This is a genomic window from Acinetobacter sp. FL, from assembly GCF_040744925.1.
Classification (GTDB): domain Bacteria; phylum Pseudomonadota; class Gammaproteobacteria; order Pseudomonadales; family Moraxellaceae; genus Acinetobacter; species Acinetobacter radioresistens.
The window spans coordinates 503,941-523,801 of sequence record NZ_CP160437.1 but is presented as its reverse complement, the minus strand read 5'-3'; the positions used below and the strand labels follow the sequence as shown (position 1 = coordinate 523,801).

Annotated in this window: 16 protein-coding genes; 3 read left to right on the top strand and 13 right to left on the bottom strand. The window is 40.3% G+C overall.

What is annotated here, in order from left to right:
• Positions 1–143: 143 nt before the first annotated feature.
• Together ABZP31_RS02400 and ABZP31_RS02395 are read right to left on the bottom strand one after the other, a co-directional pair.
• Complete coding sequence (locus ABZP31_RS02400) at positions 144–533, bottom strand: hypothetical protein (RefSeq protein WP_026056631.1); 390 nt, start codon at positions 531–533, stop codon at positions 144–146.
• Positions 521–1,657: a DUF3987 domain-containing protein gene (locus ABZP31_RS02395; protein ID WP_026056630.1), complete on the bottom strand. Its 1,137-nt coding sequence runs from the start codon at positions 1,655–1,657 to the stop codon at positions 521–523. The genes ABZP31_RS02400 and ABZP31_RS02395 overlap by 13 nt, the downstream gene beginning before the upstream one ends.
• A 209-nt stretch (positions 1,658–1,866) precedes the next feature.
• Here ABZP31_RS02395 and ABZP31_RS02390 point away from each other — a divergent pair, with 209 nt between their 5' ends.
• A complete protein-coding gene (locus tag ABZP31_RS02390; protein WP_017400767.1) occupies positions 1,867–2,151 on the top strand; it encodes a pyocin activator PrtN family protein in 285 nt (94 codons plus the stop codon).
• Here ABZP31_RS02390 and ABZP31_RS02385 read toward each other — a convergent pair.
• Positions 2,148–3,305, bottom strand: coding sequence for a tyrosine-type recombinase/integrase (locus tag ABZP31_RS02385; protein WP_017400766.1), 1,158 nt, complete (start codon positions 3,303–3,305; stop codon positions 2,148–2,150). The two genes, ABZP31_RS02390 and ABZP31_RS02385, sit on opposite strands and share 4 nt — an antisense overlap.
• A gap of 103 nt (positions 3,306–3,408) precedes the next feature.
• Between ABZP31_RS02385 and dusA the strand changes: the two genes are divergently transcribed.
• Positions 3,409–4,449: a tRNA dihydrouridine(20/20a) synthase DusA gene (gene dusA / locus ABZP31_RS02380; RefSeq protein WP_106438699.1), complete on the top strand. Its 1,041-nt coding sequence runs from the start codon at positions 3,409–3,411 to the stop codon at positions 4,447–4,449.
• Positions 4,450–4,514: 65 nt separating this feature from the next.
• Here dusA and ABZP31_RS02375 read toward each other — a convergent pair whose 3' ends face one another.
• The 10 genes from ABZP31_RS02375 to ABZP31_RS02330 all read right to left on the bottom strand — a co-directional run bounded on the left by ABZP31_RS02375 (position 4,515) and on the right by ABZP31_RS02330 (position 18,762).
• Positions 4,515–5,285, bottom strand: coding sequence for a ThiF family adenylyltransferase (locus ABZP31_RS02375; protein WP_005023457.1), 771 nt, complete (start codon positions 5,283–5,285; stop codon positions 4,515–4,517).
• A 129-nt stretch (positions 5,286–5,414) separates the two neighbouring features.
• Positions 5,415–8,171, bottom strand: coding sequence for an aconitate hydratase AcnA (gene acnA / locus ABZP31_RS02370; RefSeq protein ID WP_017400764.1), 2,757 nt, complete (start codon positions 8,169–8,171; stop codon positions 5,415–5,417).
• Positions 8,172–8,280: 109 nt separating this feature from the next.
• Positions 8,281–9,120 (bottom strand): TatD family hydrolase, encoded by an 840-nt coding sequence (locus tag ABZP31_RS02365; protein WP_005023452.1) that lies wholly within the window; start codon positions 9,118–9,120, stop codon positions 8,281–8,283.
• A gap of 3 nt (positions 9,121–9,123) precedes the next feature.
• Entirely contained in the window at positions 9,124–10,101 is a 978-nt protein-coding gene (locus tag ABZP31_RS02360; protein WP_005023450.1) for an RsiV family protein, read from the bottom strand.
• 91 nt (positions 10,102–10,192) lie between these two features.
• Positions 10,193–11,014: a DUF3298 domain-containing protein gene (locus ABZP31_RS02355; RefSeq protein WP_005023448.1), complete on the bottom strand. Its 822-nt coding sequence runs from the start codon at positions 11,012–11,014 to the stop codon at positions 10,193–10,195.
• Positions 11,015–11,086: 72 nt separating this feature from the next.
• Complete coding sequence (locus ABZP31_RS02350; RefSeq protein WP_034675148.1) at positions 11,087–12,676, bottom strand: peptide chain release factor 3; 1,590 nt, start codon at positions 12,674–12,676, stop codon at positions 11,087–11,089.
• A gap of 160 nt (positions 12,677–12,836) precedes the next feature.
• Positions 12,837–14,906, bottom strand: coding sequence for an EAL domain-containing protein (locus tag ABZP31_RS02345; protein WP_017400739.1), 2,070 nt, complete (start codon positions 14,904–14,906; stop codon positions 12,837–12,839).
• A gap of 589 nt (positions 14,907–15,495) precedes the next feature.
• A complete protein-coding gene (ilvC, locus tag ABZP31_RS02340; RefSeq protein WP_005016389.1) occupies positions 15,496–16,512 on the bottom strand; it encodes a ketol-acid reductoisomerase in 1,017 nt (338 codons plus the stop codon).
• A gap of 34 nt (positions 16,513–16,546) precedes the next feature.
• Positions 16,547–17,038, bottom strand: a complete 492-nt coding sequence (gene ilvN, locus ABZP31_RS02335) for an acetolactate synthase small subunit (RefSeq protein ID WP_005016393.1) — start codon at positions 17,036–17,038, stop codon at positions 16,547–16,549.
• Entirely contained in the window at positions 17,035–18,762 is a 1,728-nt protein-coding gene (locus ABZP31_RS02330; protein ID WP_005016394.1) for an acetolactate synthase 3 large subunit, read from the bottom strand. Before ABZP31_RS02330 ends, ilvN begins: the two co-directional genes overlap by 4 nt.
• Positions 18,763–19,403: 641 nt before the next feature.
• Here ABZP31_RS02330 and ABZP31_RS02325 point away from each other — a divergent pair.
• The gene (locus tag ABZP31_RS02325) at positions 19,404–19,808 is read left to right on the top strand and encodes a DUF4124 domain-containing protein (protein ID WP_005023440.1); all 405 of its coding nucleotides are present in this window, start codon (positions 19,404–19,406) and stop codon (positions 19,806–19,808) included.
• Positions 19,809–19,861: the final 53 nt, after the last annotated feature.

Below are 19,861 nucleotides of genomic sequence, written 5' to 3'. Positions count from 1 at the left end.
ATTTAATAAAAATATCAAATATTATTATTTTAAAAATAAAAAAATTCAATTTTACTGTTTTTTCACTTATTTATTATTTTAATCATATAAAAAAACTGACATAACTTAGTTATGTCAGTTATGTCAGTTTTTATTCACCTTGATTACTTATTATATATTTCTGGATTAATATAATACTTAATAGTAGGTCTACCACCTTTATCAGTACTAGGTACATTTTCTTTTACTAACCATCTATGCCTAATTAGATATTCTAAAGATGAGACTATAGTCTGATTTTCTTTGAATCCTTTCCATTCTTTTCTTACGATATCCCTTACAGTAAAACCCGATGTTCTCATAGAATCATTCGGCTCTAATATTTTCAATTTACTACCTAGTTCATAAGCTTGATTTCTTGGATTTGATTCTAGTAGCCCATAAACTTTACGTGCATGAGATTCTAAATATACTAGCCATTTCAGCCCTAAATTCAGCTCATCTGATGTAATTGTTTTTGATTTCTTTTCTTTTGTCTCAATTAACCTAACCAAATGAAAATTAAAACTATCGCTAATAAAAGTTTTTCATACTTACCCAAATGCTCTACTAACAATGAGTTTTGTTCATTAGATTTCTTTTCGCTCATAGCATTAAACCAAGCGATATACTTCTCTTGAGCTTCAATATCAAAACGTAGAATTCCTCTTTTAGTTTCAGGATCTACTTCTGTAGCAATCTCACTTATATCCTCATCTGACAGGAAATAAAGTCTTTCAAATATATTTTTTACCGCATTTCGATTTTCAATATCTGGAGCAATATCCGTAAATTTTCCTATACTAGGTTCTGGATAAACCATCACTTGGAACCTTTGTAAAAATCCATCATTTTTTGATGCTGTAGCTTTCTCTCTCATATACGTATTAAGTTTTTCAGGCTGAATAGCACCTACGACACTGAGACAATGATTTTTAATATAGCCATCCCCTCGTCCAATTCTGCTGAAAGTGTATGAACTGTTCCCATTCCATCCTTCTAAAAAGTACGCTCTTCCTTCCCCATCATTCTTTTCCAAACTCACAAGAAGACCCATCAATTCATCCCTTACAATGGCTAAACCATATGGGTTATTTTTTTGCTTTTCCGCTAAAGCTTCAGGAGTACTATCATTTAAATATAAATACCTTGGTGGCGTTACTTCTTCGTTATCACTATCCTTTAACTCCTTTTTATACCTTTCAAACTCTTGTTCCTGGATTTGCTTTAAAAAATACATACCGGCATTGATTGCAAAAGATTTCTTTTGGGAGGGTTCAGCGATAATTACGCCCCAAATATTTGGAATTACACCAAAAGTTGCATTTTGTTTAGGGCGCATCTCTAGCTTTGCACCAATTACTGTACCTAATGCAACAAGCAAGCTTGTTGCAATAAAGTCAGGAGGCATACAATCTGCACCATATGCAGTATCAAATACATATTTGGATAATGTTGCAGGCATCATCTCTTTTTGTAACACATTAACTTTTACTTCTTTTTCCTCAAAAGGAATCACTGATTCAAATTGAATAAGCTTAGTCTCCTGAGGCTTATTAGCTTTTAACTTTTTTTCAGCGTTAGAATTCAAAGATTTTTTAACGTCGTTAGAAATCTTAGATTTCTTTTTTTTGGGCATTTTTCACTCCAGATTTATATGCAAGACACTAAAAGGTCCCTCCTGATTTGAAGCCTATAATTTTTTAATTTTTGAAGATTGATTTTGTGTTGAAATTGGAAAAAATCGCTAAATTTAATTTTTTTGAACAATTTTTTTTAGATTTCTATCAAATTCATTTTGATTTTTATCTTTTTGGTAATGTGCCATCAAGTTATTGAAATGGTGCTATGTCACGTTTTATGAGAAATACCTCTGATATACAGCTTATGCTTCTTGAAAAGTACAAACATTCGCCAGTAATTTTATTGGAGACAGTATTAAAAGACTTTTTCCCCCATTTAAACTTAAGCTCTGCCAAGAAGAAGGCTGCCTGTCAAATGTTGCCATTTCCTGTTTTTAAAGCAGAAAAGTCTCAAAAATCCCCTTATTTAGTGAATATTTTTGACTTAGCTAAATATCTAGCAAAACAAAGTAATTTAGGTACCAAAGATTGGGAGAATATGAACCGCTAGATAGCGGTTCTTATTTTTTTAGATTTAACTATGTCGATTACTTCATCAAATTCAATTCGATCATGTCTACGACGCTTAATGTTTATATACCGCTCTAGGCTAGAAAGTGATTCATGCAATGAGTAACACTTTATCTCATGGATACTTTTACCATCTTCTGCCAAACGTGTTAATGCTTCATGTCTCAAATCATGAAACCGAAGATCCTTTATGCCACACATTTTCACACCATCTCGCCAATCTTTTGCAAAAGACCTAGCATTGAGAGGTACCAATAAATTTGGTTCACCACCTAACCTTAACATTCTCTGACGTACTTTTTCATCTAATAATTGCTCAATAACACCTTTAGCCAATTGATCAATTCGAAAATACTTATCATTGCCTTCTTTATCCGTAGGATGTTTGACATCTTCCAGTAGCCATTCCTGATGGACCTGATCAAAATTTTCCAATTTTAATCGTGTAATTTCATCCTCTCGTCTACAAGTATAAATAGATAACCACATGATTAAATGTAGTGGCATAGATATATTGCGCGAATGCCAACGATTATAGAAATGCTCAGTTAAATTAATAAGCTCTTCTCTTGTTAACAATCTAGTTCTTTTCTTTGACTTCGTAATAATCTTAGAGCCTCTAAGCCCTATCATTGCTAGCTCTAACTCTCCCAAATCAACTTCTTCATGCCAAACTAAATGGGCATATAAGAGTACTGTTTTCATATATTGCAAATCTTGGAGTGCAGTACTGCTTGCAATAGCTTTGGCTCCTATTTCAGGATAACCTTTACGGCGTAAGAAAGTATGTTCTGTAAAATGCTCCCGTTTAAGATTCTTCAATTTCACCTGACCAATAGGCCAGTTTGCTAGGAAACGTATTCCCATCCTTTTAGAACGACCAAAGCCCTCGACTTCTGCTAAATATTTTTCAAATGCCTGACTCAGAGTCAGATCACTAATTTTTTTAGGATTAAATATCGCATCAGGATTAATCTCAATTTCATCTTCAAGATTTCTGATCCATTGCTTTGCTAAAACCCGTGTACTAAAAGATCTAGACTCGCTAAAATGCGTGCCATCTTTACGCTTGACCCTAACTTGTGCACGAAAACTCGTACCCTTTTTACCTTTACGCTCAGTTATCGTTCCCAATTAAATTGCACCATTTTCTGTATTTAAATTTTTGGTGCAGTTTTTGGTGCACCAATTCACTAAAATCTTCCCAAATATCCCGAAATATGAGAGAAAATGCAACATGCAAATTGTATCTAATGAATTGAAAACAAAAGAAAAAAACGGTGCATCAATAAATCCTCGTATTTCGGTCGCCCCGATGATGGACTGGACGACCCGTGACTACCGTTTCTTTGCTCGCCTGTTTAATCCAAATGTGATCCTTTATACTGAAATGGTCACGACTGGAGCGATCTTATTTGGAGATGCTGGCCGCCATCTAAATTACAATCAAGAAGAACATCCGGTTGTACTCCAACTCGGTGGCTCTAACCCAAAAGATTTGGCCACATGTACAAAGATGGCTGAGGACTGGGGTTATAATGAAGTTAACCTGAATGTCGGCTGTCCAAGTGACCGGGTACAAAATAATAAAATTGGTGCCTGCCTGATGGCAGAGCCTGAGCTGGTGGCAGAATGTATTTCAGCGATGCGCCAGGCAGTTAATATTCCGGTTACGGTTAAACATCGAATCGGAATTGATGACATGCAATCTTATGAAGAGATGCTGCATTTTGTGGACACAGTAGCAAAAACTGGTTGTAATAATTTTATTGTGCATGCCCGTATTGCCCTATTACAAGGATTATCTCCAAAAGAAAACCGTGAAGTTCCACCTTTGCGTTATGAGGATGTCTACCGGTTAAAACAGGAACGTCCTCACCTCACGATTGAAATTAATGGCGGCGTTAAAACTTTAGCTGAGACACAAGAGCACTTGAAACATGTAGATGGTGTCATGATTGGCCGTGAAGCCTACCATAACCCTTATCTGCTGGCCGAATTAGGTGAGCTCTGGAATTTACCCATGCCAGACCGTTTTGAAATTATGGAACAGATGCTTCCTTATATTGCCAAACGGCTAGAAGAGGGTGCACCACTATCTGTGATTACCAGGCATATTTTAGGTTTATTCCAGTATTTACCTGGAGCCCGAAAATGGCGTCAGGCTTTAAGTGGAGGGAATGCCAAAACTTATGCTGATGTCGAAAGTGCGATTCAGAATATTAAGGCTGCCATGCAGCGCACTGAAGATTACCTGAAAGAACAACATATTTTTTAAACTTTAAAGCCCCTGTTTAAGGGGCTTTATTTCTAAAAGCATATTATAAAATACAAGCAGTAGCGTTACTGTTTTGCCTTAATTGCTTCAAGTTTTCTCAAAACCTCTGCGACTGCCACCATGGCAAAACTTGAAGTTACCACCACAGCAGAACCATATCCTCCACAGCGCAGCCCTGCACTAGCACAAACTTCGCTACTGGAAAACGGATTATCAATTGAATAAATACAGGTAATCCCGAATTTCTCTTTTGGCTTTTTGCAAATTCCTTTACTGCGTAACTGGGTACGTAGTTTAGCCAGCATAGGGTCCTGTTCGGTTTTTGACAGATCTGCCACTCTGATTTTAAGCGGATCAAGCTTGCCTCCTGCTCCACCAGAAACAATTAGAGGGATTTTATTAAAGCGGCAATGCAGCATGAGGGCCAGTTTAGCTTTGACATCATCAATACAGTCCAGTACCAGATCAGGCGCCATGGCAAGTATCTCTTTTACATTGTCTGAAGACAGGTAGTCATCAACCAGGTTGACCTTAATTCTGGGATTAATGGAATAGCAACGTTCAGCCATGACAGCAATTTTTTCCTGTCCCAAGGTAGCGGTCATAGCAGGTAACTGTCGATTAATATTAGATGCAGCTACCACATCCATATCGACTAATGTCAATTCACCTATGCCGGAACGGGCCAAAGCTTCTACTGCCCAAGAACCTACACCGCCGATTCCAATCACCATAACATGACTGTGTTCATAGTAATTAAATGCCTCATCTCCATAGATTTTGGCCACACCCGCAAATCGGCGCTCATATTCATCGTTTTGGAGAAGTTCAGTCATTACATTCCATGAAAATATTACAGATCACTCTATTTTAACGGGAATGACCTCAGTGTGACAGCTCATAAGATCCAAAAAAATTCTGCTGTCTGAACCATACAAATGATATGAAGCTCAGGCAACTACTCTTCAGGAAGCAATCAAATGCCGAAGCACATAATGGAGAATGCCACCGGCCTTAAAATACTCGACCTCATTAACAGTATCGATACGGCACAGAACCTTAAAACTTGACTGCGTTCCATTAGGTTGTTTCAGCTCTACCCTTAGTATCTGCTGCGGCGACAAGTCATCAGATAAACCATGAATTGACAGAATTTCATCACCATTAATATTGAGTGAAGTCCTGCTTTCATCTGGTATGAACTGTAAAGGTAACACTCCCATACCCACCAGATTGGAGCGGTGAATTCGCTCAAAACTCTGGGCAATAACAGCTTTCACTCCCAGTAAATTAGTTCCTTTAGCTGCCCAGTCACGTGATGAACCTGTGCCATATTCCTTGCCTGCTATAATAACCAAGGGTGTGTTTTCTGCCTGATATTGCATGGCCGCATCATAAATAGACATTTTCTTATGGGTAGGTATATGGAGTGTATTGCCACCTTCTTCACCACCCAGCATTTCATTTTTAATCCGGATATTGGCAAAAGTTCCGCGCATCATTACTTCATGATTACCACGGCGTGATCCATACGAATTAAAGTCTTTTGGCTCTACACCCAGTTCCTGCAAATAACGGCCTGCCGGGCTGTCTTGCTTGATATTTCCCGCCGGTGAGATATGGTCAGTAGTGACTGAGTCCCCCAGAACAGCCAGTATTCGTGCTTTTTCAATATTTTTAACCGTTTGTGGGAGCTGATCAATTTTTTCAAAAAACGGTGGATGACGGATATAGGTAGAGTGCTCATCCCACTGATAAGTTTTAGTTTCGGGAATTTGCAGAGATTTCCAGTTTTCTTCACCTTCAAAAACAGCCGCATATTCTTTATGAAACATTTGGGTATTTACATAATGCAAAGCCTCTTCAATTTCAGCTTGGGTCGGCCAGATATCCTTCAAATAAATTTTTTCGCCATTTTTTCCTTCACCAATCGGTTCAGAGCTTAAATCAGTGCGAATATTTCCAGCCAGACCGTAGGCGATCACCAAAGGAGGAGATGCCAGCCAGTTTGTTTTTACCAGTGGATGAACACGCCCTTCAAAATTACGGTTCCCAGAGAGTACGGCGGCTACATTTAAGTCAAAGTTCTGGATTGCCTCTTCGATAGGTTCTGGCAAAGGGCCTGAATTTCCGATACAGGTGGTACACCCATACCCTACCAGGTTATAACCTAGCTGATCGAGATAAGGCATCAGTCCAGATGCTTTCAAATAATCAGTCACAACTTTGGAGCCTGGAGCCAGAGAGCTTTTTACCCATGCTTTCCGTTGCAAGCCTTGTTCTACTGCTTTTTTAGCCAGCAAACCTGCTGCCAGCATGACACTCGGATTTGATGTATTGGTGCATGAGGTAATGGCTGAGATCACCACATCACCATGAGAGAGGAAGTAATTTTTCCCCTCTATTACGCAGCAAGGATTAGAGTGGGGTAAATTGGCCTGTTCTGCCTCAACAGCTGTACCACCGCCCCCTTCATTTTCCAGTCGTTCCTTTTCAGCTTTAGCAGGCTTTAAATGCAGATCCATGAGTGCCTGAAAAGTATGAGGCACATCAGAAAGTGCCACTCTGTCTTGTGGACGCTTTGGTCCAGCCAGGCTTGCTTCGACTGTACTTATATCCAGGGTTAACGTATCAGTAAAGACCGGTTCATCTCCTGTCTCGCGCCATAGGCCCTGCTCTTTACAATAGGCTTCAACCAGTTCAATCCGTTCAGCATCTCGGCCGGTCAGGCGTAAATAACCCAAGGTGACCTCATCAACCGGGAAAAAACCACAAGTTGCACCATATTCGGGGGCCATATTGGCAATAGTGGCACGGTCCGCCAATGGCAGTTCCGCCAAACCGTCACCATAAAACTCGACAAATTTTCCAACCACCCCTTTCTGGCGTAGCATCTGGGTAATCGTCAGTACCAGATCTGTAGCTGTAATTCCTTCGCGCAGTTTTCCGGTGAGCTGAAAACCGATCACCTCAGGAATGAGCATGGAAATGGGCTGTCCTAGCATGGCTGCTTCTGCTTCAATTCCACCTACGCCCCAGCCCAGCACTCCCAAACCATTGATCATGGTTGTATGGGAATCTGTTCCTACCAGCGTATCTAGAAAAGCAAATTCTTTTCCATCTGATTCACCAGTCCATACAGTCTGTGCGAGATACTCAAGATTGACCTGATGACAGATTCCTGTGCCTGGAGGAACGACGCTAAAATTATTAAAAGCAGATTGCCCCCAGCGCAAAAACTGATAGCGCTCGCCATTGCGTTGCATCTCTACAGCAACATTGGCTTCAAAAGCATATTCATCTGCAAAATGGTCAACCATAACAGAATGATCAATCACCAGATCAACAGGGCTTAGCGGATTAATCTTTTCTGGATCAGCTCCTGCCTTTTCGACTGCTGCACGCATGGCAGCCAAGTCAACTACAGCTGGTACTCCAGTAAAATCCTGCATTAGAACCCGCGCTGGCCGATACTGAATTTCCTGAACCGAACTGCGATTCTGCTGCCATGCAACTAAAGCCTGTATATGTTCCTGCTTTACTGTAATCTGATCTTCAAAACGTAGCAGGTTCTCGAGTAATATTTTTAAAGATTTAGGTAGCCTGGTAAAATCATCCAGATGCTGCTGGGCCTGTCTTAAACTGAAGATCTGATAATTTTTTTTTGTTGTTTTTAAAGTCGTCAGTGAATTAAAACTATTAATTGTACTGTACTTAGCCATACGGCAATCCTCCGGCTTCAACTTTGTTCTTGTCAATCATGCTCCATTTAATGTATGCCAAGAATAGGAATACAGTGTTATTGATTAGTTAATATCTGATTTTACGTTTCTAGTTCTTCGTCGGTTTCTGGCTTATATGCAAGGCAGTGAATGAGTTATGCCATAAAGTTTTGGCTAATTCCTCATGTGAGATTCCAAATATTACAGACAGTTCATCCAGTACATAAGTTAAATTACCAGGTACATTACGGGTACGCTGTTCGGTTGAAGTCTGGCAACATAGAGGCGTCATATCAGGACAATCTGTTTCAATAACCAGATGTTCAGGTCCTATATCTTGCACCACTTTTCTTAATTTTTTTGCATTGGGATTAGTCACCTGCCCTGTAATACCCAGTTTAAAACCCAAGTTTACAAATGCTTTTGCCTCTTCAATACCGCCACTAAACGCATGGGCAATACCGCCCAGTTTAAATTTGTGTTTCTTGAGTAAGTTCAGTACATCAGCATGTGCTTTACGGATATGTAACAGCACCGGTTTATGATGCTGTGCTGCCAGCTCGAGCTGTGCAGAAAAATAATCCTGCTGCTTTTGAAAAACTTCTGGCTGCTTATGCTGTTTAAGTAAAGTATCCAGACCGATTTCCCCTACAGCGACACTCTCATGAGTTTTTAGTAGATTTTCCAGCCGATTCAGATCTGAAAACTGATGCTGTTCAATATAAAAAGGGTGCAAACCTGGTGCGAGATAACTCTCTGGTGCATCTTTTAAACTATTCATATAATGATGGGTATCAACCAGGTCATTAAAGCGCGACTCCACAAAACCGATTAATACCAGCTTTTCAACTCCGGCTGCTTTAGCCTGATAGGCCAGATGTTCACGGTCTGCGTCAAAATCTGGCACATCAAAATGTGTGTGAGTATCAAATAGCGCCAGCCTGCCCATAAATTATTTGTCCGCTTCGGGCGTAGCCGGAACTGCAGTAGTTTTGATATCTGGTGGCAAGTATTCTGTTTTGATCACATCCTGTAGCTCACTGTAGGGTACTACAAGACGTGGCAGGCCAACCACATAGGGACCAATTTCATATTCTCCATATTGTAAAATCAATCCCTGCTTGGCTAAAAAGAAATTATTAGAGAGCTTGAATTTCCAGACCTGTTCATATTCTTCTACACTACTGGCGAGCTTGTTCTCCATCACCCAGTTCTGGAAGGCACTATAAAATTTCTTTTCCAGTACTGCCTGTTGATTGCCATTTAAAATATCTTTTAGCTGTAGCTGCTGCTTCTTCACAAGATCAAAATTATAATATTGCTGAGATGCTGAGCCATGGGCACCGCCCAGGTAACTGCTAGTATTTAACACAACTGTCACCAAGGGACCTTTACTTTGAAGTACCTTGGGCGCCACGGTCAGACTGATCTGCTGGTTGGCACTTAATGTCTTGATTTCACGGTCTAGATCTAAAAAGACATCGGCATAACGCTGCACCTGAGCGTCAAAGTTTTGCTGATCAATTGGGGTAGTGGTTGAATTTGTCCGACTGATTTTAGGTTGGCTTTCAGCAGTATCTTTTTTTGACTGAACTTCTGAATTTTCAACCGGTTTTTTTACCATTTCACTGACGTCAAGAATCTGCGCCAGACTGCTTAAAACAGCCTGGTCTACTGCATCATCTACAAAGGCGTAATTAGAGCTGAGGCGTTTTACATCAAACTGTGGGCAGGTATTACCTTTACATTCCGGCATAGTGACAATCACATCAACCTGTTTCGCCTCTAGAACCGGTTCTCTCTGTTGAGGCACCGCAGACTTTTGTTCAGTCTGTGGCTTTTGTTCCGGTTTATCCTTCGGCTGGCATGCCGTTAAACCTATAACTCCGACCAATAAACTTAAGCTTAATACCTGTTGAGTTCTTAACATTGCTCCCCACCCATTTTCGTCTTACTTTAGACCGCCTTGTATTAGCCTAATGGCTTCATTCAGTAATTCACAATTTTTTTTGTATCTCAACTTAAAACATTTGTTGATATATTTCAGGTTTAAGTATCTGCTGAGTCTGTTTGCGGTTCAGATAGATATCCAGCTGGCTGGCTTCAGGCGCTATCTCATGTGCACGATAATGTATACCAATCCCTTCTTCATCAAAAAACCAGTCTGACTGAGACCAAGATAATTTTTTAGGAGTATCTTTACGAACCTCGGCTGTCTCTTTTTCTAACCAGTCCTGATAATGCTGCTGAACCAAGGTGTTTAATGTAGTTTTTTGCTCAGGCTTTAAAATATCATTTAAACTCAAAGCTTTCTGGACTTTGCGGTCTGCTACAAAAAAATATTGCCGGTCTTTAATAGTTAGTTCTTCAATTTTACTGTCTATGCCTATTTGCAACAGTACATATTGATTACGCTGTGATGCAATACGAGTCTTCATTTTCAGCTCGTATGCACGGTTTTTAGAATATTTCGCCTGCCACTGATCTGAAGCTTTTATAAAAGCATTGACTGCCTGTTGTAAACTCAAATTCTGATTCAGATCAATCTGCTGCTGAATAATCTGTGCCTGATTTTTAGCGATCCACTGATTTAGCCAGACATCCTGAGTATTGATAGTTTGAATATCGATATCAATACAGTTTTTCTTTTCACAAAATGGCAAAGCATACTCAGCACGTTGCTCTTTAATATTTAAATAAGGAAGCACATCTGCCTGATCTATTACTTTTTCAGCATAATGTTGCTGGCCTTTTGACTCAGGGGCCTTATGTTTTTCTTCACAGCCCATAAGGCTTAGTACCGAGCAGATCAGGATAAGTGTAAAGTAGGGCTTGTTACGCATTTTATATTCCTTCTGCTCAATGAACTTTATAATAAAACAGCCTCCGAAGAAGCTGTTTTATATCATGACTATTTAGTGTTCACGTGTATTGCGGAATTCAATATCTGGCCAGCGTTCCTGCATGAGTTGCAGATTCACCCGGCTCGGCGCCAGGTAAGTCAGATGTCCACCGCCATCTATAGAGAGCTGATCATGAGCTTTTTTCTTGAATTCATTCAAGATTTTTTCATCATCACAGTAAATCCAGCGCACCGTATTAATACTGACCGGCTCATAAATACAGTCCACCTTATATTCTTCCTTGAGGCGATAAGCCACTACATCAAACTGTAGTACCCCGACTGCTCCCACAATCAGATCATTACTGATCTGTGGCATAAATACCTGAGTTGCACCTTCTTCAGAAAGTTCTTTCAGCCCCTTTTGTAGCTGCTTGGATTTTAAAGGGTCTTTAAGACGGACTCGACGGAACATTTCAGGTGCAAAGTGTGGAATACCGGTAAAATGCAGACTTTTGCCCGAGGTAAAAGTATCACCAATCTGAATAGTCCCGTGATTATGAAGCCCAATAATATCACCCGGCCATGCTTCTTCCAGATGCTCACGTTCACCTGCCAGAAAGGTCAGTGCATCACTGATCCGCACTTCTTTTCCAATGCGGACATGATTCATCTTTAGACCTTTTTCATATTTACCCGAACAGATTCGCATAAAGGCAATTCGGTCCCGATGTTTGGGATCCATATTTGCCTGAATCTTGAAAACAAAACCAGAGAATTCTTCTTCAGTCGCTTCAACTACACGCTCCTGTGCCGGATGTGCCTTAGGCTCAGGTCCCCAACCAATAAATGCATCCAGCACGTGATCTACACCGAAGTTGCCCAATGCAGTACCAAACAGCACAGGTGTCTGTTTACCTTGCAGGAACAGGTCACGGTCAAATGGATCGCTCGCCATTTGTACCAGCTCCAGTGACTCTTCAAAAGCAGCAAAGGCCAAATCGCCTACTTTTTCACGAATATCGGGATGATCGTAGCCGTCACGTACTTCAATCTCAGTAATCACTGAGCCGAAGCCATGCTTGTATAGGTACAGCTTATTTTCCGCAATGTGATATACCCCGGCAAAATCACGCCCCATACCCAAGGGCCAGGTAATTGGCACACAACGGATTTTGAGAACATTTTCAATTTCATCAAGCAATTCTAGGGGCTCACGGATTTCACGGTCCATTTTATTGACGAAAGAAATAATCGGCGTATCACGCATCCGACAGACTTCCATTAATTTAATGGTTCGCTCTTCTACACCTTTCGCCCCATCAATCACCATTAATGCAGAGTCAACGGCTGTCAGTGTACGATAAGTATCTTCCGAGAAATCTTCGTGTCCTGGCGTATCAAGCAAGTTAATTACATGATTTTTATAGGGAAACTGCATAACTGATGTAGTAATCGAAATTCCCCGCTCTTTTTCCATTTCCATCCAGTCAGAAGTCGCTGCACGGTCCGACTTACGACTTTTAACCATACCTGCTACCTGAATAGCTTTACCCCATAACAGGAGTTTCTCGGTCATGGTCGTCTTACCGGCATCGGGGTGCGAAATGATGGCAAAAGTCCTGCGCGCCTTTACCTGACTGATTAATTCATCTTTAAACATTGATAAAAATCTGCATTTGTACACATCCTGTCTAAAACATCAACGTGATGTTCTGAAAGCATGTGAGAGAAAAATTTGAAATTGGCGCAATTGTAGCAGATCAAGACTGCTTTTAAATCGGTAGTTGTATGGCAGTTTTATTTTTGAGAGTTTTTATCTTTTAGAGTTGAACGCTTTGTTTATAAACTTTTAAGCGCTCAACCTCAACAGGCGCACCTAATAGATAACCTTGTAATTGCTGACAACCTAAACGTGTCAGAATTTCCGCCTGCAGTGGTGTCTCCACACCTTCGGCAGTGACAATCAAGCCAAGTTTTGTCGCTAACTGAATAATACTTTCTAGAATAATTTCTTCTTTATTCCCCGGCTTTAACCCGACAATAAAACCCCGGTCAATCTTCAATTCATCTACAGGTAAATCTTTTAAATACAGCAGACTTGAATGTCCGGTACCAAAATCATCAATCGCAAGACGAATTCCCATTTTTCTGAGTCGCTCAAAACTACGAATACTCAGTTCAATATGATGCATGGCAGTAGATTCAGTAATTTCAATAATCAGGTTATTTGGCTGGATCCTGTACTTTTCCAAGAGGTTTTCCAAGGTATCAAACAGCTTCTGATGCTCGAACTGGATTGCAGAGAGATTAACAGCAACCGGACAGAGGCTGATTCCATTTTGTTCCCAATACTGGATCTGTTTGCAAGCTTCCTCAAGCGCCCAATATCCCATCGGAATAATCAGACCGGTTTTTTCAGCCCCTTCTATAAACATATTAGGGCTAAGCAGGCCCAAGGTAGGATGCTTCCAACGAATTAAAGCTTCTACCCCACAAACTTCATAGGTTTTAGCTGAAAATTTGGGTTGATAAAACAGGATAAATTGCCGCTCTTCTACAGCTTTATACATATCATTAATCAGTTTAGACTGACTTTGAGCTTCATACTGATGCACAGAATAACTAAAGACAGCATAGGTATTGCGACCCTGTTCTTTCGAAGCCAGCATAGCAGCATCTGCATTGATCAACAGATCCTGCAAATTAGTACCATGCTCTGGATAAATCGCAATACCGATACTGCACGAAATATTGATTTCCTTGCCCGCGATCAGATAGCTTGCCTGAATCAGGCTTAAAACTTTTTCAGCATAATAAATGGCACGTTTACGCCCAGTATTTTCAATGATCAGGAGAAATTCATCTCCCCCTACACGTAACAGTTTAGCTTCAGGGCCAAGATTTTGATGAATACGAGCGGCTACCTGAATCAATAACTGGTCACCTACCTGATGGCCGAAAGCATCATTTACTGCCTTGAAACGGTCCAGATCAATATATAAAAAGGCAAAACTCTTTTTATTTATTTTATGCTCAATAAATAAATATTGGGCATAATCTAGCAGAAAAAGGCGGTTAGGAAGCCGGGTCAAATTGTCCTGAACAGCCAGATTGGCCAGTTCTTTATTAATTTCCATAAGGCGCCGGTTACGCTCTTCCAGACGCTCTTCCAGAATCGCTACCAGAAATGCTGTCATGAGTACCAGACAGGTAATAAAAACAATAGTAAATAATAAGAGTGTACGTCCTGCCTGGTAATGTTCCAGAACTTCAATCTGTCCACCGGTATAGAAAACGACACCAGCCATGGCAATATAATGAACACTGGAAATACTGAGTGCAAATACCAGCGCTACACCCAGTTTAATCCAGAACCGGTATTTAGTAGCATGCTGATATTTAAAAGCCAACCAGAATGACAATCCTGCTCCCAGTATTCCAACTAACACTGAAAGAATTACCAGCAAAAGCTGGTAATAGATCATATAGCCATGCAGGATGAGACCCATCATCCCGGTATAATGCATACCAGAGATTCCAAGCCCCATCACTACTGCAGCAAGTACCAAACGTGGTAGGGACAGAAATTCACGAGAAGTTAACCAGAGTGCAAAGATAGAAGCAGCTGAAGCAACTAAATATGAAACGATGGTTAAGGCAGGGTCAAATACTGACTCTTGGGAAAGATGCACAGCGAGAAGCCCGGCAAAATGCATTGAACAGATCGCCAGACCTAAAAACAAACCACTCCCGGCAAGAACTACATTATGATACTTAGGAAAAGTATTTTGAATTAAAAGCTCACGTAGCGAGATTGCAATATAACAGACGGCTACGGCCACCAAGACCGAGCCTAACACCAGTATGCTGTTATAATGCATATGAACCATAAACAATCCAAAACAAAATGATAATTATTCTTCTTGCAAGTTAAGTACCTTAAAGCATACCTGTTATGAGTAGCGTAAAGAATTGGTAAGATTATTTATTCCTGCATTTAGGTTAATTCTTTTTATTTTCATTATCAATTAAATAATTTCTTAAATAATGCTTTAAAAATTACCTTTTATCTGGAAAATTCTATAGAACGTTAAAATAAAAATAAATGACCAGAAAAACAGCACGAAATAATAGATGATTTATTTTCCAGTCCTTTTTAGCTCATCATTTTAAAACTCATAATAGCCATACATCCAATATGAAATATATATTCTGGAATCCGGTAAATTTTTTCGTTAACTTAGCCTGAAGTTATTTTTAAATTTGGTATTTTATAAATCTTGAGAACAATTAAAACAGATCATTATTTAACAATTTTAAGTCTCAAGATGTTTATCATGAAGTAGAATTTAAGAAAGAGTACTTAATAAAAAATTAAAAACAGAATATTTAATAACCACTAACTAGGTATTCTAATTTTTTCACTTATAAAATAAAAACCCTACATAATGCAGGGTTTTTATAAATAAAGACAGAAACTTAGTTTTTCTCTTTATCAACAATCTTGTTAGCTTGAATCCACGGCATCATTGCACGAAGTTTATTGCCTGTTACTTCAATACCATGAGCAGCATTTTGACGGCGACGCGCAGTCATAGACGGATAATTTAAGGCGCCTTCCTGAATAAACATCTTCGCATATTCACCTGACTGAATACGTTTTAATGCATTACGCATTGCTTCACGAGACTGTTCATTAATAACCTCAGTACCAGTCACATATTCACCATACTCAGCATTATTTGATACTGAATAGTTCATATCTGCAATACCACCCTCAAACATCAAATCTACGATCAGTTTAAGTTCATGCAGACATTCAAAGTAAGCCATTTCTGGTGCATACCCTGCTTCAACCAGTGTTTCGTATCCCATTTTAACCAGTTCAACCGCTCCGCCACAAAGTACAGCTTGCTCACCAAACAGGTCAGTTTCAGTTTCTTCGCGGAAAGAAGTTTCAATGATACCAGTACGGCCACCACCTACACCCGAAGCATAAGACAACGCAACATTACGTGCATTACCTGAAGCATCCTGATGGATCGCAATCAGATCAGGAACGCCTGAACCACGCTGGAATTCTGAACGTACGGTATGGCCTGGTGCTTTCGGTGCAATCATGATGACATCAAGATCTTTACGCGGAACAACCTGGTTATAAAGAACAGAAAACCCGTGGGCAAATGCAAGTGTTGCACCTTCTTTAATATTTGGTTCAATAACATCGCGATAAAGTTGTGACTGGAATTCGTCTGGAGTGAGGATCATAACCAAATCAGCCTGTTTGACTGCTTCAGGAACTTCTGAAACTTTAAGGCCAGCATTTTCTGCTTTTTTCCAAGAGGTAGAACCTGCACGCAGGCCAACCGTAACGTCTACTCCAGAATCTTTCAGGTTCAGTGCATGTGCGTGGCCTTGTGAACCGTAACCAATAATCGCTACTTTTTTGCTCTGGATGATTGATAAATCACAGTCTTTATCATAAAAAATTTGCATTTGTTATCTCCACTATAATGCTTTTTAAATTTAGTTAGATGGTTAAAACTTTTTCGCCACGCGCGATGCCTGATACACCAGAGCGAACCACTTCAAGAATGGTATTCTCTGCAAGTGCATCAATAAAACCATCTATTTTTTCTGTTGTCCCTGCAATCTGGATGGTATAGGTGGTCGGGGTTACATCCACTACCTGGGCCCGGAAGATGTCTGCGGTACGCTTGATCTCGGCTCGCGCTGCACCTAATGCTTTGACTTTAATCAGCATCAGCTCACGTTCAATATGAGCACCTTCAGACAGGTCGACCACTTTTACTACTTCAACCAGCTTATTCAACTGCTTGGTAATCTGTTCGATCTTATGGTCATCACCATAAGTTGTTAAGGTCAAACGTGACAAGGTTGGGTCTTCAGTTGGTGCCACGTTAAGGGTTTCAATATTGTAGCCACGCTGACTGAACAAACCGACCAGACGGGAAAGCGCGCCGGCTTCGTTCTCTACGAGTACAGAGATAATATGTCTCATTTCGTGCGCTCTCCTTTTGTCAACCACATATCTTGCATAGACTGACCTGCAATCAGCATAGGATATACATGCTCAGTACGATCTACCATGACATTGATGAAGACACACTTGTCATTGATCGCCATCGCTTCGGCTAGTTTAGACTCCAGTTCATCTGCATGATCAATTTGGATTCCAACATGACCATACGCTTCCATCAGTTTTGGAAAATCAGGTAAGGACTCGACATAAGAACTAGAATGACGACCTTCATAATTCATATCCTGCCACTGTTTTACCATACCAAGTGCACGGTTATTCAGGCAGAGAATTTTGACATTCAGGCCATACTGTTTACAGGTTGATAATTCCTGAATACACATCTGGATAGAAGCTTCACCAGTAATACAAACCACCTGCTGTTCTGGACAGGCCAGTTTGGCAGCCATGGCATATGGTAAACCTACGCCCATGGTACCCAGACCACCAGAGTTGATCCATTGACGTGGCCGCTTGTACTTATAATAAAGTGCAGCAAACATCTGGTGCTGCCCTACATCAGAAGTAATAATGGCATCTCCATTGGTCAATTTGCACAGGGTTTCTACTACCTGTTGCGGTTTCATTGAACCATCATTAGCCATTTGATATTTCAGGCCGTGTACCTTGCGCCATTCATTGATCTGGCTCCACCAGTCAGCAATTGCTTCAGGATTCGGCTTGGAAACATTCATCTGCTTCAACTGGGCCAGCATTTCCTGTAGTACCGGCTCTACTGCGCCTACAATTGGAATGTGCGCCATAATCGTTTTTGAAATGGTCGCAGGGTCAATATCAATATGAATAACTTTAGAATTTGGGCAGAATTTTGCCGGATTATTGGTAACACGATCATCAAAGCGCGCACCAATCGCCAGAATTACATCAGCATTATGCATCGCCATATTGGCTTCATAAGTTCCGTGCATACCTAGCATACCAATAAACTGAGGGTCATTACCCGGGAATGCTCCCAGTCCCATCAGGGTATTAGTTACCGGATAACCCAGAGTATGTGCCAGTTCAGTCAGCAGATGAGAAGCATTGCCCTGTACTACGCCACCGCCAGTATAAATTACTGGACGTTTAGCCGAGATCAGTTCGTCAATTGCTTTACGGATCTGACCTGCATGACCACGTGAAGGCGGCTGATAAGAACGCATCTTCACTTTTTCCGGATACTCGTAGGCAAATTTTTCAGCCGGATTGGTCGCATCTTTAGGAATATCAACTACAACAGGACCCGGACGTCCAGATGCTGCAATATAGAATGCTTTTTTAATAATTGCCGGAATTTCACTGGCATGACGGACCTGGAAACTGTGTTTTACGATTGGACGGGAAATACCGACCATATCTGTTTCCTGAAATGCGTCTTCACCGATGAGATGGCTTGCAACCTGGCCAGACAGAATGACCATTGGAATTGAATCCATATAAGCAGTTGCAATTGGAGTTACAGTATTGGTTGCGCCTGGACCTGAGGTAACCAGAACTACACCAGTTTTACCGGTAACACGTGAATAAGCATCAGCCATATGACCTGCAGCCTGTTCATGGCGCACGAGGTAATGCTTGACTTTGTCTTGTTGAAATAGCGCATCGTAGATATGTAAAACTGCGCCGCCTGGATATCCAAAAACATGTTCAACGCCTTCATCCGCGAGTGCGCGAACGAGCATTTCACCACCAGATAAAAGTTCCAACGTGATTCACCCTAATCTTATTTGCATTATCATATGGAAGGCATAGATAAGTGCTTAATTCATTAACTGTCTGCACTGTTATAGCACACATATTTCATAGTTTTTGCCGCAATAGGAAAAAATTCTGATCGGGCTGCTGTTTGAGCGGCACAGTGATCTAAAACATGCTGGGATAAACATATTTTACGGTTTTGTACATCTCCTCGGCTAGAGGAAATGCCCATTGCGTATCATGTCATTTATTCGAAGGGTGATCGAACAGATGCATATAAAACCTGAGCAAGCATTTTTCTTGTTTCAGACTGTAAAGTCAAGATGAAAGATTGGCTTTTTTTGCTCAATAAATAGTTCGAACAATTTTTCTACTATTTTCTTAAAAAAATTATAAATATATTTTTTAACAAATAGAATCAGTATTTTAATTATAAAAAAAAGTTTAAGCTCTCTTAAAAAAATTGAATATAAAAAGTTATATGTATAATTCTCTGTATAAAAAATTACCCATATTCTTCTTTCTAAATTAAATATAATGAGGCAGATTAGTCACTGATAATTACTACCTATTTAAACAGGTGTATTTTAATAGTATCTATTGCTTGGAAACGCTAAACCCTTCTCTGATTTTTATAAGGATGAAAGCCATGGTATTGAGTTCATTAAAGCGTAAAAGTTTGATACATCTAATTATTATCAGTATGGGTGCAGGCCTTAGCCAACCGTTATTAGCACAGCAATATTATAAATGGGTAGACCGTAAAGGGACAACTCACTATACGACCACTCCACCGCCCAAAACAGCCAAGAAAAAAGGCAAAGTGGAAACTTATGGCTGGCATAATTCAGCCCCACTCAATACAAACCAGCCTAATACTCAAGATAGCCAAGCTGTCGCATTGCCGCAGAATATGCAGACGCCACAAGTTAATTCTGTACCATCCAGTAATTCTCAGCAAAATGGACAAACGCAGGCTATTCCAGTCCTTCCTGCTGCTGCCCCTCAAACACTGGCAACTCCTTCAGAAAATGTGAATCAGCAGCCTCGTTAAGCCAATCTTTGATTAAAGTACAACTTTTCATAAAGAAAGCATCTGCAAAATTC

What these genes read in the sequence shown, in the direction of transcription:
- ABZP31_RS02395 (WP_026056630.1), bottom strand. Translation starts at nt 1,657, where the DNA reads ATGCCCAAAAAAAAGAAATCTAAGATTTCTAACGACGTTAAAAAATCT.
- ABZP31_RS02390 (WP_017400767.1), top strand. Translation starts at nt 1,867, where the DNA reads ATGTCACGTTTTATGAGAAATACCTCTGATATACAGCTTATGCTTCTT.
- dusA (WP_106438699.1), top strand. Translation starts at nt 3,409, where the DNA reads ATGCAAATTGTATCTAATGAATTGAAAACAAAAGAAAAAAACGGTGCA.
- ABZP31_RS02375 (WP_005023457.1), bottom strand. Translation starts at nt 5,285, where the DNA reads ATGACTGAACTTCTCCAAAACGATGAATATGAGCGCCGATTTGCGGGT.
- acnA (WP_017400764.1), bottom strand. Translation starts at nt 8,171, where the DNA reads ATGGCTAAGTACAGTACAATTAATAGTTTTAATTCACTGACGACTTTA.
- ABZP31_RS02365 (WP_005023452.1), bottom strand. Translation starts at nt 9,120, where the DNA reads ATGGGCAGGCTGGCGCTATTTGATACTCACACACATTTTGATGTGCCA.
- ABZP31_RS02360 (WP_005023450.1), bottom strand. Translation starts at nt 10,101, where the DNA reads ATGTTAAGAACTCAACAGGTATTAAGCTTAAGTTTATTGGTCGGAGTT.
- ABZP31_RS02355 (WP_005023448.1), bottom strand. Translation starts at nt 11,014, where the DNA reads ATGCGTAACAAGCCCTACTTTACACTTATCCTGATCTGCTCGGTACTA.
- ABZP31_RS02350 (WP_034675148.1), bottom strand. Translation starts at nt 12,676, where the DNA reads ATGTTTAAAGATGAATTAATCAGTCAGGTAAAGGCGCGCAGGACTTTT.
- ABZP31_RS02345 (WP_017400739.1), bottom strand. Translation starts at nt 14,906, where the DNA reads ATGGTTCATATGCATTATAACAGCATACTGGTGTTAGGCTCGGTCTTG.
- ilvC (WP_005016389.1), bottom strand. Translation starts at nt 16,512, where the DNA reads ATGCAAATTTTTTATGATAAAGACTGTGATTTATCAATCATCCAGAGC.
- ilvN (WP_005016393.1), bottom strand. Translation starts at nt 17,038, where the DNA reads ATGAGACATATTATCTCTGTACTCGTAGAGAACGAAGCCGGCGCGCTT.
- ABZP31_RS02325 (WP_005023440.1), top strand. Translation starts at nt 19,404, where the DNA reads ATGGTATTGAGTTCATTAAAGCGTAAAAGTTTGATACATCTAATTATT.